This window comes from Candidatus Koribacter versatilis Ellin345 (assembly GCF_000014005.1).
GTDB lineage: Bacteria > Acidobacteriota > Terriglobia > Terriglobales > Acidobacteriaceae > Korobacter > Korobacter versatilis_A.
The window spans coordinates 5,039,811-5,055,986 of sequence record NC_008009.1 but is presented as its reverse complement, the minus strand read 5'-3'; the positions used below and the strand labels follow the sequence as shown (position 1 = coordinate 5,055,986).

Below are 16,176 nucleotides of genomic sequence, written 5' to 3'. Positions count from 1 at the left end.
TCAGCTTCGATTCGCTCGCAGATCTTCTATACACTGCGCACCTGCGACTTCTGGAGCAGACGGATATCTTAATTGTCCGCTTGCGAGTCGACGAACCAGTGCCTTCAGAGCGGGCGATGGATAGCAATGTAACCGCCCTCTGTCAGCGAGCACCTCATGCTTCCGTTCATGTTCTATATAGTCACGATTTCGCTCCTCAGCTTACTCCAAATCTAAACAGATCGAGTACCGACCGGCTTGACACGTCAGCCGCTCGAGTAAGATGCATCGATTGGCTTAGGGACAAAGAGCTGTACACATACATGAAGGAATCGACAGCTCTGTTCCGTGCCAGGATGAACTTTGTTTATCGGGCCCCTTCGCAGCGCTTCGTGAATATGTTTCTTCGGGTCGGGAGCATCCAACGTAGCCGGCAGGTGCTCGACGCCTTTTTCTTCTGGATGCTCCCATTCCTCAAAGGGCGTAACGCGCTCCTGACAGACACATGGTCAATCTCATCAATCGCCTTGAATGCGGCAAGACTTTTAGAGCGGTACTGGTGGCACATGGCCCCGGAGAAGGAACGACGAGATCTACTTGGATGCCGGGTTGAGATGCTATCCGCCTACCCTGATGACCTTCTTGGAGTCATGCCGAACATCAGAGATGCGCTGCTTAGCGTTACTGAAGCCGGAAAGCGCGATGTCCTTATGGTCCTAAGCGCCGTCTCGACGGGAACGTCCTTACGCCGCTTGGAGAATCTAATATCGGAAATGCAGTACAAGTCTGAAGGGTTTTTCTTCTTAGCTCTGTACCGCCTTTCGACGCTTCCCGATGTTGCTCACCTCTGCGACCTGTCTTCCGGGGTTAGCGGTACGACCTTCGCGTCCATCGACCGAGGTGAGGTTGGCTCGCGGGCCATCATCGAAATCGATAGAAGCACTTATTTCCCGCTCGACGTCAAAGAGACTGCGCTCTATATCGATAAGGTTGCTTGCAACCACTCTGCGCGTTTTTTTTCTGACTATCGAAGTTGTGGCGCCATTTCGATCCATCGTAATGCTGTTGACCTGTCGAATCAGGAGCATCGGCATCACGGCATATACATCGACGTGACTAGGATGCTCCGGCACGAAGGCTTTAGCAGCAAATTGCAAAGCCAGGCGGCTTCGCTTGATCGGCCACCCGTTACCATCATCACTCCCCCTCACGAAGCTGGTGTACTGCTGGCGCAGAGGATTGCAGATTTCTTCCGCACAACCAAAGGGACGACCGTGCCTGTATTCGTTCATCCTGATATGCGTGCTATCGCCGGGGAAGTACCACAGGAAATTGCGAAAGCTTCAGCTGACGACCTTGTACTCGTGGTCGACGACGTTTCCATCACCGGGCAACGCTTGGGAAGATTTCAACAGAGCCTGCGTGAGTTGAAGTACCCAGGACGGCTCGTTTATCTGGTTGCCGTCGCGAGACCGAGCAGCGACAAAAGTTGGAACCGGAGAACGCAGCAATTGTCCTATCGGACCACAGGTCCACAACATCGCGTGTTATGTGTTGAAAAGGTGATCCTGCCCGACTGGAACCATGTTACTTGTCCTTGGTGCATCGAAACTCATAACTTATCTCAACTAATTTCGCAGAACCGTCTTACGGGGGACTCAGCGGCTTTCGTGAGCAAGAGAATCATGACCCTGGAACGAGCCCGAATCGGGACCGGCCTAACAGACCAAGCCCTGTGGCGAGCCGACAACGCAGTGCCCCTTGCGCTCTCGCCTAACTCATTGTTTATTCCAGCGGATGAGCCCCCTCCAACGGAGGCTGACGTTCTCGGCTCTATAGCAGCAGCGCTGCAACAAATGCGAATTGCTAGCGATGAAACTCGGCGATTGGAAGTAAACTATCCCCATATGTCATTGCTGCACCATGACAACTATTTTGGTCAGCGATTCAATGACGACATCCTTCGCCTTGGTATTCTTCGTTGTGCGTTTCCGGAGGAGCTCGAACGGCTTGATGGATCCGAGGAAGAACATCGGCGGCGATTACTGAATGACTTCTTGCTTCGTAGAGACAATCAGGAGAGCATCGCGCTGGAGTTAGCCGTCGCACGATTGTCGCGAAAGCTTCCGCAGCCAGAGTTCTCGGACGAGACCTGGCGTCAACTGCCATCGCTCCCGGCTTCCATTTGGCGCGCCTTGTCTTAAGTCACGCTAAACTGCTCCGGGCGATCATCACCAGTCACGAACATACGCCCTGGAGATTCGAGAATACAGCATTCCTGCCGCTGGGACTCTCTGATTAGTGCCCGAAACCCACTCCTTGTGGGCTAGTGAAGGGCGCCGTTTCCGGCGCCCTGTTTTGTTTAAGTTAGGACGAGGTTCCGGAAGACCCTTTTGGGCCAAGGTCTTCCCGTGCCTTCTTCATGCGACGCTGCTTGGCGAGGAACCTTTTTCTGAGCTTGCTGCAGCGAGGCGAGCAGGTAAACGTCGGATGTGCATGAGACGATTTCTCCAGACGCTCACGGGGGATCGGATCGCCGCACAACCAGCACAACCGGCCACCCGGAACTTCGATCGTTTGCCCCTTCGGGGGACGTTGCTTTCCGATATGCCACAGTCCGCATAGACCGCAGTGGTAGGAGTGGATCACCTCACCGGTTCGTGTGCTCGCTTTGCGTGCCTTCTGCTCGGCCGCTTCCCGCGTCTGATAGCGGCGTTTCCGCAGGCAGCGACGATAGTCGCGCAGCGTATCGGAGACGTTCACCATTACGCTTCGCCAACAGCCAGAGGAAGGGCCTGGCGTTCTTCTTTAATGATGCGGGAGACAGTCGCTCTTCCGATGCTGAAGGTCTTGGCGATCTGGGTCAGCGACTGACCGTGAGCACGGTGCCGCAGCACCGCTTGGCGATCGATATCGAGCGGTTTGCGGCCGATGTGGGTGCCCTCTAACTTTGCGCGGCGCATGCCGGCACGCACCCGCTCGATGATGAGAGAGCGTTCCAGTTCGGCGACAACACTGATGATGGTCACGACGGCGCGGCCCAACGCGCCGGCGGTGTCGAGCTGTTCGCGGAAGCTTACGAACTCGATGTTGAGATGAGTCAACTCATCTAACGTTTCTAAGAAGTGCTTCACCGATCGCGCCAGGCGGTCACATGCCCACACGACCACCACATCGAAGTGGTGGCGACGGGCGTCCTTCATCATCTGATCGAGCCCCGGGCGGCGCGCCTTCGCGCCGCTGATCCGGTCTTCATAGGTTGCGACGATCTCGAACTGGCGCTGTCGCGCCAGTTCTTCAAGGTCGTAGAGTTGGGTTTCGGGGTGTTGGTCGAGCGTGGACACCCGCAAGTAAATCGCGGCGCGTTTCATTAGAACTTCTCCAGGCTGACAACCTCGTCCTTGGCCAGGTCGATCATGCGGTTCAGGAACTGGAGGCGTGGCAGGCTCGGCGCCGGCTTCTGGAGTTCGATCAAGGCCTCAAGCTGCAGGGCCTGGATGGCAGAGCATACACGCCCCACCTGCTGGTTGATCTGTGAACGGGACGGGCGAGGACGGAGATGGCGGCGACATCTATTCTGTTTCATAGAGCTCTCCTGGTTCGGCCGGGATAATCGCCGGGCCGTAAGTATATGCCGATATGTCGGCGGTATGTCAAGAATGAGATTAGAACCAGGAGCGATATCTACCAAAGGCTTCCCACTCCGGTATCCAGAACACCCTCGTCTCCGGCTTCAAGGAGCAGGCCAAGCCCTGGTACTCCGACCAGATCCTGCCCTTCGACATCACCCTCTGCGGTACGAACGAACAGGGTTCCGCCACCACGATGAAGATCTTCGGCGTCGAGATCCTCAACGAAGGATCCGGTGTGTCGATCGACGATGCCGTCCAGGAAATGCAGGCCACCTTCGTCGCTCGCTGTCGCCCAACTTCCATGCAAGAGACCCTTTTTTCGCTTCCGACCTAGTAGTTCGCTGCGGAAAGTAAAAATCCTCGCGCGGGGGCGAGGATCGAAGCCGAACGTCTCCGAGTTGTCGTCCGCAGTTAACCAAGACCGTGGGACCTCGGGAGCAGCGTTCGTAGTTCGCTGCGAGTAAAAATCCTCGTGCGGGGCCGAAGCTCGAGCCGAACGCCTCCGGGTTGTCGTCGAGGTTTGACCAGGAGCGTGGGCTCGGAAGAGTTGTTGTTCGGGGCGAGGCTCGGAGCCGGAGTCTTCTGGGTTGGTCGTCCACGGTTACCAACAGCGTGGGCTTCGTGCCCAGGGTTCGGTATCGAGCCGAGCGTCTCCTGGTTGGTCGTCGGCGTTCCACGGAGAGTGTGGGGTGTTGGGAGCCGGGGGTTGTGCTGTGAGTAATAAAGCTCCCTCACCTCGGTGGTGAGTCGGCTTTATTTAGGTTGAAGCAGGTAGGTGGGATCAGTATCTCTTTCTCTCGCCCGCCGCCGGGGCTGGACGCCCCTCAACCTGGGCTCCCATTAGGCGTCAGAGTGACCGTTTTACAGATACTGGTGTGCAAATCCGTTTGAACCTCAGGAAAAAACTGCCTGAGCCGGCCTCGAAATTGGGGTCGAGGAAAAAGGGGGGTAGCGAGGCTTTTTCGACCCTTCGCCACGGGGGAATGGCAACTTGGGCGACAACTATCCGGAGATTTTGGGTACATAGCAATTCCTCGGTTAAGAAGACGTTTTGCCCTGTAAATATTTGTAAGGCGGGTATGCCTGCTCCCGTCTTCGCTGCCCCCGGCCTCTCCTGAACGCCGTGTTCTTCCCAGCAAAAGAAAGCTCCCCGCCGACTGCGGAGAGCTTCTCGAAACCGATCTCGTCAGGCAGTTCTTGGGCGGTTTCGCGCCCGCCACGCGGCGACGACTTTACGCGTCGAGAAGCCTTGCAGCAGCAGCTCTTTCCAGTTCGGCGGCATGCGGCCAAGCATTTCGATATCGCAGATCAACCCTCTTCTCGCCCGCCGCGGGGCTGGGTGCCCTCGAACCTGGCTCGGGCTTGGCAGCCCGAGTAGGCTAAAAAATAAGAGATAAATGTTGCTTCCAAAGACATCGCACGGGCCCCAAAAGTGGGGTCGACGAAAAAGGGGGGTAGCAGGCCTTTTTTGAGCTCCTTCCACGAGGGAATGGCAACTTGGGCGACAACTCCGCCCCCGCCGGGGTGGGGATGATCCAATAGTATAGGTCCGCATCGGTTAAGCGGATCTTTTACCCCTCCCAGCCACTCGCCCCGCGCCCACCGCTCCTACCCAAATCGTTACTCATCAGTAAAGGCCTTTGGCAAAAGAGGAGTATGTGCTATGGCGCTCTTATCCATCACGGTCGACTTGCGGGATCTTCTAGGAACCGATGGTCGCTAGGTCGCTGTTGCTCGGTGCTCGGGATTCCTTATCAGCCGGCGATCCGCCGGCCGTTCCTAACAAACCTGAGGACTGGGTGAGTGAGTATACGACTCCTGATGCCGGGGCGAGGGTGAAGTGGCAGCCGTCGGTGAGTTCGGTGTCGAGATGGCCTTCGAGACAGAACAGGATGTGTCCTTTGCTGCACCAGTGGTCGGCCTTTTAGCCGGGCGAGTATTCGACAAGGCGAAAGCGGATGTCGCCGAAATTCTGGGTGCGCCACCAGGCGACGCCGGTTTCGCCAGTATGTTCGGTGGGTGCGATCGAAGACCAGTCAGTGACTGCCAAAGGGAAGGGCGGGATGTGCATGCGGGTAGCATAGTGGAGGGGCAATTGGGAAAAATTTCGTCTCTCCTCGAATTTTCCGAAGAACCCTTCCAGGGCGCGAGTCAATGTCCTTGATCTCCGCTGAATAATTGGTGATTATTTCATCTGTCTCGAATTTCCACGAGAATTCGGGGCGCAGGTCAAGCAGCATAAGTAATCGAAAATCCGTTTCGTCGGTGTTTTTCAGCCGTTCGGGCGAAAAGGCTTACCGACAATGACCCTGAGTTTTTGATTCATCGATATGGATCGTCATGACGTTCGAAGGAATTTGCATACGTTTCTCTTCGCGCGATGACTCAAATAGCAGGTCAAGCACAAAGTCCAATCGGATGTAGTGCATTCCAGGTTTGAGTCCACGCGAACCATCGAATTGGAGTGGGACGACGACGTCTTCGAGCAGGGCTGGGGACTGCTGCGCCGGCATTATCGATGCGAGCGGCTTCCCCGTCGTCACCGTTCGGTCTAAGCCTAGAGTGTCACCTATCAAGCTCCCTTCCTCTAGGACACCTCGGTCTAGATCCAGCTTGGTCTGTGCAATTCTAATCGCGGAGTGGGTCAGACCGACAACTCGCACCTGTTGAGAACTCAGATTTCGTATGCGAGCGGTAACACTGATCGTTACAGATGGAGATTCGATCGTACCTGGTACGCAATACTCAGTTTTTTCCACCTTGGATGTTACGTGGATCTTTTGAGATCTCGTTTGCCCTTGGGCAATAGCTACCCCAAAAATCTCGGTGAGAAGCAGAACTAGATATCGAAGCCTTGTCATCTTGACACTCATAAAATCACTCCGCAGGGCAGTTTTGCAGAACCCGTATTGTATTCCAGTCGTTTCGCCCTGCTGCGCCTGCATCTGTTCCCGCATCGTAAGCAGCGCCCGTTGTATTCGCTAATTGATGGCTAAGTTCGTGAAGAATGACGGAGATCCCGGCTTCATAGGCGGACAGCCCTCCAGGTGTAAGCGCATCGAAAAACTTCTGACCGGGAAGGGCGAGATAGATAGAGCTGAGCGGATTCACTCCGACAAATAGGGAACCTGGACTAGTAAATGCTGCGTAGTTGGAAGGAGCTGGATAAGCCACATACTGGGTTTTTAGAAGGGTTGATAGGCCTCTCCCACCGTAAAATCGAGCGCACCCGGCATTCATATCCAGTCGCATGGCGGCACCTTTTATCCAACCTCCAACGATGAAGTTGAAACCCTGGATTTGCGACCATTGTTGTCCGCCCGCCATTAAACCAATCTCCTCTGCCGCTTCTTGAGAAAGTTCCTCCCCGTTTGCGTCGTTAATCCAAATGAACCCGTTTGCTGCGTTCGCGAGGCTATATTCGCCACCATTGGGTCCTTTTGTGGGGGTAGATAAAATGCTGCAATCGTTCCGAGGACAGACAGAGGCGGCACCCATACCTAAGAACAGACTGGTCCAAAAGCATCCGACATCCTCTACTCCATCAAGTATGCATACAACGTTGTCGCCCATCAAACCTGTTGGATCAACGTTTCCGAGCGGATCGTTCTCGACGTAGGCGTATCGATTCCAGCTTTTCGGATCTGTAGGATTCACTGCGCCGACGCCTGCCGGATCCGGCGCGACCCATCTTCCCTGGGTCGGGTCATACCGCCTCGCTGGAAAATCGTAAAGTCCCGAATCGGTGTCTTGGTTCTGAGTAGTGAAAGAAAGGTCCGTGCTTCCGGTCTGGGCGTAAGCCTCGCCAAACGGCGCATATGCGGTCGAACCATTCAGCGCGGAAGAAGACGTGGAGGTAACGCGTGAGCTTCCAAGCCAATCGGCGTGTCTGTAGAACGCGAGCCCACTCGCTGTATAGACCGCAATATCGCTACCAGACAGTGGAACGTACGCCTTCGTCAGCGTCGCGCCGGTGATCGCGAGTTTGTCTCCAGCGGGGCCGTAAAGGAATTGCTTGTACGTGCCACCGCTGTTGGTCTCAGCGGTGCGTCCGAACGCATCGTAGGTGACACCGACTGCGTCCATCGTTACCGGATGTCCATCCACATCCCACGCGTATGTGTGGGCTTCGTCCTTCGTGAGATTTCCGTTGGCGTCGTAATACGGAGCTGACACGCCGGGGATCGCGCTATAACGGTTGGTGTTGGCGGTATAAGTTGGCAAGAAGGCGCTTCCGTTATAGCCGGTCACGAGGTTCTTGATGATATTTCCGAACGGGTCGTAGCCGAAGGTCTGTCCCCAAGTACTGGTACCGCACTTGCCGCTGGAGAGGCGCTGCAGGTCGTCGTAAACGTAATTGCAGGTCTGGGTGTCGGCCGCGTTCAAGGCGTCGGTGATTTGAAGCGTTTTCAATGAGCCGTTGGAGTTCCAGGTGAGTGAACCGCTGCTGCTGGCGCCGTTGACGCTTAGGGTGAAGCTGGTCATGCGGCCAGTGTTTGGATCGTAGACATAAGCGTCGCCGTCGGCGGAGCCGAGGGTGACGCCCGAAGTGCCGCCCCAGATATCGTACGAGGTATTCGAAACGAGCGTTCTTGTGGTATCAGTGATCGTCTTCCAACGACCTTCGCCGTCGGGCGCGTAGGTAACTGTCGAGACTCCGGGAATGCCACTCAAAGTGTGAAGTGCGCCATTGGGCCAGTAGCTGGTTGCCACGTGATAGTATCCGCTCGAATGCGGCATGGATTCGTAGAGGTCGATCGCTTCTCCTCGAATTGAGTGGCCGATGCCGATGTCCGTGAGTTTGGTGGGAGTAGGCGTACATGTGGTGCAGGTGTAGGCTTCGGCCAACTGACCCTTGGGGTACGCCATCGAAACGCTGTTTACCGTTGCGGCGTCGTACACGAAGTGTTTCGCCGGTGTATTCGCGGCGTACGAACCGGTGTACGTCATGGCGGTCACCCGATGCAACTGGTCGTATGCGAAGCAAGTGGCGTTGCCGACAGCGTCCTTTTTCTTCACGAGATCACCGGGATAGCTCACGGTGCCGCAATCGGCGTCGCTGGTCAGAGCGTCGAAATAGTAGTGCGTTGTCCCGGTCTCGGGATTAATCTCCTGCGTCATGCGGCCGAGCATGTCGTAGGTGAAAGAGCGCGACTGCTGGCTCCCGGAAACAGCCTGTGCGTTCTGGGTCACCGACGTAAGGTGCCCAAGAATGTCGTATCCGTATCTGGTCCAGTAACCCGTCGGCCCGGACGATTGCCCGCAGATGCCGCTTCCCGTTGCCGAGGTAAGCTCGCAGACCCAGGAAAGACGGCCAACGCCGTCATACTCGAGTTGCTTCTTCTTCGAGTTTTCGCCCGCTGGGGCGGTGATCGTCTGGAGAACGTCGGAACCTGTGCTGGTGGAACTGTAGGTATAAGATGCCACCGTGTTTGCGGCGGCATCGGCGACGTTCAATGGCCGGCCCATTCCGTCGAAGGTGGTCGCGGTCTTTGCACTGCCGGTGTAGGCCTGGCCGTCGGTACCCACGTAGGGCACGGAGTTTTGCGACGCTCGACCCAACGGATCGAAGAAGGTCTGCGCGGAATCGTAGCTGGTGGACGTGGGGGACTGGCGGCGCTGGGCGATCTGCGAGCGGCCGAGCGAGTCGAAGGTGGTCAAACTCTCGCTAACGGAGTTGCCGGAATTGAACGTCATGTACTGTTCGAACTGATTGGGGATGAGCGAGTAAGCATAGTTGGTGACGTTGCTCGCCTGGTCGGTGGTGCTGCTCGGCCGCCAGAAGTGCGGGTCCGTGTAGGCGATGGTGATCGGTTTCGCGTTGAGATCTGTTTGCGTGGTCGCGACAGCGCCCGTGCAGTTCCAGACGGCAGTCGTCTGGAGGCTCAATGGGAGCGTGACGCTGGTCGGGAAGCTGTTTCCGCAGGAACTCGTACCGTAGGTATAAGTCGTCACCGCACCATTGATATCGGTCGCCTGTTTGACGTTTCCCGTGTCGTAATACGTGAACGTCTTCGACAATGTCTTCCCAGTTGCGGGGGTGTAAGTGACCGTTGTCAGATTGCCGCGAGCGCCGCTCACCAAGTTGTGCTGTGGTGTACCAGTTGTTGTCGTCACGCTGGTTTGGTCATAACCGAAAGTGGTTGTCGCCATGGGATTACTACTGGCATCCTCAACCACCATGCTAGACGGCCGATCGACAATACCATTGCCGAGAGAAGCGTAGCTCGTAATCGTCTTGCGAACCGGGGTTTTGGTGGAGGGGTCGGCGCCAAGCGATGTGACCTGACCGTAATCGTAGTCGTCCTCTTCGATCGGCAGGCCATTTACGTTGTAAGTTGCTTCCATGACGGAAACCGCCCCGCTTGGCTGTTGAAGATATCCGTCGAGTTTACTGATTGGAAGTGTTATGGCGGTAGTGGGGCAAGTGCTGCCGTAACTGCCGTTGTAGCATCGCATGGTGGTAGCCAGCGGCGTGCCGGTTGCAGTTCCCTGGTACACCTGACGCTTCACTTCGTAGATACCTTGGAATTGGATGACGGTTTGATCCTGCGGATTGGCGCCGACTTTGGGAGCCGTGACGGTAGTGGTGACTGGGTTTGCAGCCAGATTTCGATCATATTTCCAACTGGAAGTACCGGTATCAGGGGTGGTGCGCACGAGTGTTACACCCGACCCGTCCGCACAATTGATGCCATTGGAGCCGCCTGAGTACTGATAGGAGATCGTTCCCCCGGTCGGGAGGGTGACAGACGCGACTCGGCCAGTTACATCCGGCGAATTTGCAGGTGTCGTTTCATAGGTGAACTTGTAAAATGTGCCATCTGGAAGCGTAACCTTATCGACCAGCGACGCTGACTGCGGCCCATATTCCCCGATGTCCCCGCCAGTAGTACACCCGAAGTTCGTCTTCACCGTGTAAGACGCGTAAGAAACAACGTATGTAGCAGTGGCGCCGGACGGGGCCGTGTACGAAAGATTGACGCCAGACGGAGGGCCTCCAATGACCGCAAGCGCCTGCGTGCCGAGAGTGTCTGTGGTTATCCCGTTTGAAACAGAAATCACATTGCCGTTGGTGTCAGTTGCAGAAAACGATCCCTGTTGCCCCCCGGGATTGGAAACCACCGCCGCGTTGATTGTTCTGCCACCGCGGTCCTTAAGGTAGCCTCCGCTGATTGAGCCTTGTCCCGCAAGGCCGTAAAACGTGTACCCCGAACCGTCGCTAGTGGGATTGGGTTGCGCCGTACTGGGCTGAGGTCCATTCGGAGGGCATGAGGTGCCTCCAGGTGATTGGATGTACACGGTGCCATTGGTGAAAGGATGCTTGGCCCCGTATTCGTCCTGATACACGAAGTTCGAAAATTGCCACTCGTAATACGGGACCGATTGGCCACCGCTGCCCCCTGTCCAACACATCCCCTGAAAATAGCTCATGGTGTACGACACTTGTGCCGCTCCTGCGGGCGTCAAACCTTGCCACCCCCACTGAGCCGAGACCGGTTGCCAGTTCTTTGTACTTCCCGTCGTCACCGGCATCCAAACGGACGAATTGTAAGTGAGTGCGTAAGCGAAATTCTGGCCCCTCCCAGCCTTGGAGAATATCGGGATTTGCCACTGCACGTTGAGATTGCCGAGATTGATCGTGTCGGGGCCGCCGGTGAATGAACCGAACGGAGGCGTTCCAGTGGCGGGTTGCGCGGAAGCGACGAGAACCGCCATCAGCAAGAACACGAAGAGCATCGTCAACGAGCGAGCAAATTGCATATCAGGGTTCTCCGAACTTCAAGGCTTTGTGCGCGAAACTTTGTTTCAGTTGGAAAGTGCGCTATTGATGTCGACAACGTCCTGCACATTGCCGTTGACGGCTCTCTCGATGTGCGTCGGGATAGTTAGGCCTGAAAGCTGAGAGTAAGCCGAGTATCGTACCTCGATGGAAATGATGGTATTCGCATCCTGATCAGGATGGGTTGGATAGCGGAGCACGACCGGAAGAAAAGTACTGCTGTCGAGGTACAGATCAGCAGTGCTGGCCGCCTGAACCAACGTTGTGAAGTTTGCCGGTGTTTGCGCATTTCCAACAACAGTCTGAAACTGAAGGTGCTCTACGCCTTGCGAACCGAGCGTCTCGTGCCCAATGTATGTAACGCCCAGATTTGTTGGCGTGAGACCGTACTCAGTAGCTAGGAAGGGCGCAAACCACGGGACCGGTTGCCAGCAATTGTGCTGCGGGATGGCGTGCTGGATCCCGTCAGCGGATGTCCATGCGCACTGAAACACGCCGTTCGTGCTCGCCTTGATCTCGGTGGCTACCCCGGTGCCGGTCGTTCGCTGAAGTGAGATCGTGGAGTCCGTGGCAGCGGTGGCCGAAATTGAGCCACTTTGAGAATCTGGACCCAATTGCGAGGAGGCATTACCACTGATCTGAATCGAGTGGACTGGTTTCCCGCCTGAGAACGCATTCCATGCGTTCGACAGTACCGCGCCCGTGGTGAGCGACGAACTCGAAGTGGACTGCGAAAACAACAGTGACCCAGAAGTTAATAGGAGGACTGTCATACAGACTCGCGGAAGGTTCATAGTTTTCCTTTGTCTTACTCTGCAAGACTGTGAAGAACGAGAGTGCGCGGAATTATCAAGACCAGATGTACAGGTGTCAAGCTAGATTTAGTACATCTCCTGCCCTTGCCGTTGCGGAGACGGATTCGCAAACTCGGGGTATACACGACGGTCCTTACGATCCTCTCCGAGATAACAGTCACGATCAACGGCGACCTCGACTCTCAAGTATTTCCCTGCCCTAGCGAAATTGGACGTCGCCGTGCATTCAAACTAGTCATGAGGAGCCGACCTCCCGGTCGCGACCGACAGAGCCGATGTCTGCGGGCCAGCTTCACAAAAAAATGCCTTCGGCGAATTGCCGGAGGCATTTGAGGTGTCAGGCGTGCGAGGCACCCGGTTTCACCCGGCTCTCGCCGCTATCGGTGACGCGAAGGTCCTACTTGATTGACTGAAGCGTCTGAACCTGCTGCATGTTGTGCACAGGCGCAAGTTGTCGCATAGTGTCCTGTTGCAATTTGAGTAGATTGCTCAGTTCCTGAGAGCCGAATGGTGGATACCATTTCGCTATGCCCTGCTTGTCCTCGTCTGAGATCGTCAAATTTTCGTCGCTGTAACAATGGGCAGCTGTTCCGTCGCGAAAGAACGACGGGTCGAAGTAATACTTCATGATTGACTTTGCATCGAAAGCCCCGAAGTCCTTATTGTGGGAGTCAGTTGCGAGCTGCCTCATGTTGCTATTGACCTTGTCCTTTTGCCAAAAGTTCGGTGCGCCTGCGAGTAAGGTGTAGATGCCGGGTCGCCGACCTTGGGCATCGGTAATGTACTGTCCGTAGGAGTCCTGAGTGGGCACGTAGCCGGTATCGTCCTCCCATCGAAAATCTTGATCGCACCCGCCCACTGGGATTTGGTGTTCATGGAGAAGCCCGAGCGCGTGGCCAAATTCGTGACGGACCGTCGCCTGCCAGTCCTGCGGCAGCAGTGTCGTAAATCCTTGCAACATCAGTGATGCCTCACCCGGCTTGATGATCGTTGGGTCGGAGCTGTCGACGCCGATCATAGACCAGTAGCCCGCTTCTTCAGAGCCGTCGAATGCTACCCGAATGTTTGCTTTAAAACTGGTGTCAGAGCGCGACCACTCGCGGAAGGTGTGGGACGCCGGATCGATGAAATCAAACCTCAGCGTGCCAGCCTGACTCCATTCCGTAACGGTGTCTTGGATGCGCTGCCGCAGTTGACGATCGCCGCCAAGGAACGCCACGGTAATCGGCGTGCTCGCTGCATTCGGCCAACGTTTTGTAATGAACATGAAGTACTGCATGCCAAAGCGACCGGCGTTGTGCGCATTTCCAGCCGCTCTCGTTCTGACCTCAATGCGTGCCTGCACGCGGTCCGGCAGTGACTCGACAGTGGGAAGCCGGCCGGCGATTTCTTGGGCAAACAACGTGGATGCAACCACGACTACTAACATCAAGCCGCAGAGTGATCGGGTAAACATCGTCATCCTCCAAACATCGGAATATTTTGGGTTTCTGAAATGCTCTTCGGCTGTGTCTAATCACCTGCTGGTGTTTGGGATTTAGTACCGTTCTTCTTGCCAGGTGTTGTAGGTTGGGCATTGCCGCCTGCGGAAGAGTTCACTTCTTTGGTGCCGGTATTGAACGGGAACGTAATCGTGACGGCCCATCCCGATTTCCACACCTGCTGTGTGGGAGGAGAAGTCAGGTCGCCTTTGGGATCTCCCACCTTGAATCCGCCTACGTACTGAGTCCGGAGTCCGAGATCGTAAGCTGGAGTCACGAAAATCGTGCGACGGCGGAACGCGAACGACGGTCCTGTGATGATGTCAGTAGTGGCTCCGCCAGACGAGGCCGTCAGCATTGCGCCTACTGCCCAGCCGAGTTCGAAATCCCAGTTGTGGAAGTTCAACGGATATGCATTGGCCTGCAGTGCATATCCGGCTTCGACACTCGATTGATTGGAGTAACCGAGCGTCTGAACGATTGTTGGGTTACCGCTCGCATCGAGGACAGGCGCCCCGCTCGCATCGCGCTTGATGCCCGCGACAAAAGCTGGGGTTTGGCTCCCTAAGAACGACAGGCCGAGGCCGCTGCTCATGGCGATGGTTGGTTGGCAGACGACCTTATCAATGTTGATGGCGGTCGGCGTGGTTCCCGCGGCGGGCGGATTCAGCGCATCCTGCGTGGTGAGCTGCATCTGGGTGGATGTTCCCGCTCCAAAGAAGCCGCCGCAAGCAGGTTTGTAAGAGACTACGAACTGACTGTCGTCTGCGATGTGGACCTGCTCGAACCGGGTGCGCCAGTAGAGAAGCCAGAGACGCAGGACTTCGTAATCAAAAGCTTCGGTCTTCGGATCGGAAATGCTGCGGGGAAGTGTGGCGACAGTTTGGCTGATGGCGACTGCCTGAGGTTTCTTGTTGCCGGCTTTGTCGCCCGCGGAATCTGCTGCAGCCGGGGCGGTTGCGCTGGAAATCCACTGCTCCAACTGCTTAGAGAGCGCGGCCGCACCATTGCTGTTTGACTGGTACTGGTGTTGAACACTAGACGGCTGCTTGGCTGCCCAATCTTCGATTTCGTTGTAGTCAGAGACGAGCTGGTTGAGGAGATCCTGGACGGCACTGAGATCCTGGAGCGGGAAGGCCGGGAATTCCTTCTCGGGAAACACCTGTTTGGGGTCGGCGTTCTTGCGCACCTCATCGGCAGTGGAGGCGAAGGGCTGAGTGTTCTGGAGAGTTGCATAGACCTGAAGGCCGGTGCCGTTGAGCAGGTTCTCCTCGGCTCGCAGCGTAGCCTTGAAGCTATTGACCTTCGGCCTCAACTGGCTGTAGCAGTCATTTAGGGCTTGAAAGTCTTTGTCAGGAGACTTAGAGGGAGGGCGCGGCGTTTCAGGTGCCTCGACTACTCCATTGAACGATATCTTAGGAGCTGCTGTCTTTCCAGTCGCGGGCTGAGCAGCTTTGCCTCCAAAGATCTGCGACCAATCAATCTCCGACGCTGCGATCGGAGTGGTCACTCCGGTGAGCGATATCTGGTATCGGTGGATGTTTACGTAAGCGATATAGACCGGATCTTTCGTGTAGATCTCTCCGCCTGAGCCGCCGGTGTTCAAGAGGTACATGTGTTTGATCTTTTCGGCCTCTTTTTGGGAAGCGTCGGGATCAGGTGCGCCGCTTGGAGGGGTGTGCGCGATTTTCGCTTCGAACGCAATGGAGTTTTCATCGCAATTCTTCGGGATATCGAGATCCGCGGGGAAGATCGCTGCCCTTTCCTGGGCGAGCACGTCGTCCGCTGAAGAACTCTGGAGAATCTCCGTCACCGAAGCGTTTTTCCAGCGATCTTTACACGCACTCTCCACGCTCTCTGCGAGCTTCGCATCCGCCAAAGCTCCAACCTTGAGCTTCTTGGCCTGGCATTCCGTCTTGATCCACTTCTCCTTGAGCGCGGACTGAACTGCCGGCGCTTGGGCGTCCGGGTCCTTCAGCAAGTCTTTCAATTTTTGTGCTTCGGCCGCGAGCGCATCGGCTTGTGGCGGGGGTGCGGGTCCCTTATGCTTCGCGGGCGCGGGTTGCGCCTGTGCTGAAATCGGTTGGCCCACCCCGATGCAGAGGGCGAGTAGGGATGCCAAGAAACGATGCGAGAGTGACATACAGTCCTCGGTTATGAAATCAGAGTTGCAAGGGAATGCCACAGACGCGGTAGCGTCTCGGTCAGAACGTAGAATTCAGGCCGGAGGAAATCCCTTGTGATGAGTGAAACGGAGTACTGGGGCAAATCCCTTTTCACAATCTGCTTCGCTCGTATAGCGGGGCGAGCTTTCGACTCACACCGGGCACCACACCGCTCTCAACCAAGGTGCAGAGCGATGCGATCGTGGCCATTGATCAGGTGGGTCGTGAGAATTCCGACGAACGCCGCGGGGTCCGCGTGAGGGTAGGACCCGTTGAGCATGGTCGCGGTCCGGAGCCGCCCGGTTGAGATCGAGAACGCCG

Annotated in this window: 10 protein-coding genes; 2 read left to right on the top strand and 8 right to left on the bottom strand. The window is 56.2% G+C overall.

Annotated features, from left to right (window positions below):
- Positions 1-302: 302 nt before the first annotated feature.
- Positions 303-2,183 (top strand): hypothetical protein, encoded by a 1,881-nt coding sequence (locus tag ACID345_RS22115; RefSeq protein WP_148210218.1) that lies wholly within the window; start codon positions 303-305, stop codon positions 2,181-2,183.
- A 163-nt stretch (positions 2,184-2,346) separates the two neighbouring features.
- Here the strand turns inward: ACID345_RS22115 and ACID345_RS22110 are convergent, their stop codons facing one another.
- From ACID345_RS22110 to ACID345_RS27115, 4 genes are all read right to left on the bottom strand, one after another.
- The gene (locus ACID345_RS22110; RefSeq protein ID WP_011525053.1) at positions 2,347-2,745 is read right to left on the bottom strand and encodes a hypothetical protein; all 399 of its coding nucleotides are present in this window, start codon (positions 2,743-2,745) and stop codon (positions 2,347-2,349) included.
- Entirely contained in the window at positions 2,745-3,350 is a 606-nt protein-coding gene (locus tag ACID345_RS22105) for a recombinase family protein (protein WP_011525052.1), read from the bottom strand. The genes ACID345_RS22110 and ACID345_RS22105 overlap by 1 nt, the downstream gene beginning before the upstream one ends.
- Complete coding sequence (locus ACID345_RS22100) at positions 3,350-3,565, bottom strand: hypothetical protein (protein WP_041855988.1); 216 nt, start codon at positions 3,563-3,565, stop codon at positions 3,350-3,352. Before ACID345_RS22100 ends, ACID345_RS22105 begins: the two co-directional genes overlap by 1 nt.
- A 98-nt stretch (positions 3,566-3,663) precedes the next feature.
- A complete protein-coding gene (locus ACID345_RS27115) occupies positions 3,664-3,918 on the bottom strand; it encodes a hypothetical protein (RefSeq protein WP_187148894.1) in 255 nt (84 codons plus the stop codon).
- Between the two features lie 1,533 nt (positions 3,919-5,451).
- On the opposite strand from ACID345_RS27115, the gene ACID345_RS27110 reads away from it, so the two are divergent.
- Positions 5,452-5,775 carry a hypothetical protein gene (locus ACID345_RS27110; protein WP_041855987.1) on the top strand — a complete coding sequence of 108 codons (324 nt, stop codon included), beginning with the start codon at positions 5,452-5,454 and terminating at the stop codon, positions 5,773-5,775.
- Between the two features lie 713 nt (positions 5,776-6,488).
- Here ACID345_RS27110 and ACID345_RS22085 read toward each other — a convergent pair.
- From ACID345_RS22085 to ACID345_RS22070, 4 genes are all read right to left on the bottom strand, one after another.
- The gene (locus ACID345_RS22085; protein WP_011525050.1) at positions 6,489-11,375 is read right to left on the bottom strand and encodes an RHS repeat-associated core domain-containing protein; all 4,887 of its coding nucleotides are present in this window, start codon (positions 11,373-11,375) and stop codon (positions 6,489-6,491) included.
- Positions 11,376-11,420: 45 nt separating this feature from the next.
- Positions 11,421-12,167 carry a hypothetical protein gene (locus ACID345_RS22080; RefSeq protein ID WP_041855985.1) on the bottom strand — a complete coding sequence of 249 codons (747 nt, stop codon included), beginning with the start codon at positions 12,165-12,167 and terminating at the stop codon, positions 11,421-11,423.
- Positions 12,168-12,606: 439 nt separating this feature from the next.
- Positions 12,607-13,665, bottom strand: a complete 1,059-nt coding sequence (locus ACID345_RS22075) for a peptidase M12A, astacin (protein WP_011525048.1) — start codon at positions 13,663-13,665, stop codon at positions 12,607-12,609.
- A gap of 56 nt (positions 13,666-13,721) precedes the next feature.
- Complete coding sequence (locus ACID345_RS22070) at positions 13,722-15,833, bottom strand: hypothetical protein (protein WP_011525047.1); 2,112 nt, start codon at positions 15,831-15,833, stop codon at positions 13,722-13,724.
- Positions 15,834-16,176: the final 343 nt, after the last annotated feature.